Source organism: Allobosea sp., from assembly GCF_036675845.1.
Lineage (GTDB): Bacteria > Pseudomonadota > Alphaproteobacteria > Rhizobiales > Beijerinckiaceae > Allobosea.
Window position 1 is genome coordinate 1 of record NZ_JAKFED010000191.1, and the last position, 1,812, is coordinate 1,812.

General features: G+C 69.3%; 2 protein-coding genes and 1 pseudogene. All 3 read right to left on the bottom strand.

Going from position 1 to position 1,812, the window contains the following annotated elements; all coding sequences use genetic code 11:
* Nucleotides 1-206 (bottom strand): annotated as a pseudogene (locus V6M56_RS20440) (dihydroorotase); the annotation flags it as partial.
* Nucleotides 203-1,498, bottom strand: a complete 1,296-nt coding sequence (locus V6M56_RS20445) for a Zn-dependent hydrolase (protein WP_332686440.1) — start codon at nucleotides 1,496-1,498, stop codon at nucleotides 203-205. The gene V6M56_RS20445 and the pseudogene V6M56_RS20440, both read right to left, overlap by 4 nt.
* A partial coding sequence (locus V6M56_RS20450) for a nitronate monooxygenase (protein WP_332686443.1) occupies nucleotides 1,495-1,812 on the bottom strand: 318 nt, incomplete at its 5' end. The genes V6M56_RS20445 and V6M56_RS20450, both read right to left, overlap by 4 nt.

Genomic DNA, 1,812 nt, shown 5'->3' on the forward strand with positions numbered 1-1,812 from the left:
GCCGCCGCGATGCTGGTCACCGGCGGCACCAGGTTCGGCATGATGATGCCGCGGGCGAACTGGGCGGCGGTGAAGGGCAGCACCGCCTTGAGCATGGCGCCGTCGCGCAGATGGACGTGCCAGTCGTCGGGGCGGCGGATGGTGAGCGAGACCGGCGCCGCCGTATCCGCGGCCGGCGCGGCATCGAAGAGTTGCGAAACGCTCATTGCACCGCCTCCCGGATGGCCGCCCGCATCACCGCAATGCCGGCTAGGAAATCATCGATCGCCATCGCTTCCTTGGGATTATGCGATCCGTGCTCGTTACGCACGAAGATCATGGCGCTCGGGACGCCGGCATTGGCGAAGACCGCCGCATCATGGCCGGCGCCGCTCGGAATCTCCTCATCGGGCAGGCCGAGCCCGCGGGCAGCGACCTTCAGGCGCTCGATCCAGCTGGGGTCCATCACCGCCGGCGCCGATTCGAGGCGGCGGTCGAACTTGAACGCGACCCCCCTCTCCTCGCCGACCAGCGCGCATTCCGAGAGAAACAGGTCGTAGAAGGCCTCCAGCGTCTCGCGATTCTGGCTGCGCACCTCGAAGGCGAAGCTGACCTTGCCCGGAATCCGGGCGATGGCATGCTCCTGCGGATCGGTGCCGAGCACGCCGGCGGTCACCACCACGTCGCGGCCGCGCTCCAGCAGCGTGCGCCAGTGCCGGTCGAGATGGGTGATCAGCTCGGCCGTGGCGAAGACCGCGTCGCGCCGGAGCCAGCGCGGCACCGCGCCGGAATGGCCGGCCTCGCCGAGGCATTCGACGGTGCGATGGCGGACATTGCCGCGGATGCCGGTGACGATGCCGACCGGCAACTCGCGCGCCACCAGCACCGGGCCCTGCTCGATATGCAGCTCGATCCAGGCGGCGACAGAGGCGGGATCGAGCAATGGCTCGCCCTTTTCGACGCGCGCCATGTCGACGCCGACCTCGGCCATGCACTGGGCCAGGCTGCCGCCGCTGGCATGGTCGCGTACCGCCAGATCGGCCGCGGAAAGTTTCCCGAACAGCGCGCTCGAGCCCATATAGGCCTTGCCGAAGCGGGCACTCTCCTCGCCGCGCAGCGCATAGACCTTGACCGTCCGGCGCGGGACGAAGCCCTCCTCCTTGAAGCGGGCGAGGATGGCGAGGCCGGCGATGACGCCGGCGGCGCCGTCGAAATTGCCGCCCTGCGGCACCGAATCGAGATGCGAGCCGCAGGCCAGGAAGGGCAATTCCGGCTCGGCGCCTTCCAGCGTCATCACCAGATTGGCCCCGGCATCGCGCTCGGTCGAAAGGCCGAGTTCGCGCGCCTTGCCCTCGACGAGGTCGAGCGCCAGCGATTCGCGCTCGCTATAGGCCTCGCGGGTGATGCCGACGCCATCGCCCGTCGCCTCGCGCAGGGCGTCGAACAAGGCCTCGGAAAGGGCGCGGTCGCGCTCGTCGCCGCTGAAGACGTTGCGCATGCCGGCAGGGTGCGCCGTCACGATACCGGATCCAGCCAGGCAAGATCGGGCTCGTCGGCCTCCTCGATGACGACGCCGTGGATCAGATCGGTGACGCGCGGGATCTCGCGATGCAGGCAGAAGGTCCTGAGCTCGTCGATGATCGTCGTCATCGCCGCCGGCTGCAGGAAGGTCGCGGTGCCGACCTGCACGGCGCTGGCGCCGGCGAGCATGTATTCGATCGCGTCCTCGGCGGTGGAGATGCCGCCGCAGCCGATCACCGGGATCTTCACCGCCTTGGCGCATTGGAAGACCTGGCGCAGCACGATCGGCTTGATCGCCGGTCCCGAGAGCCC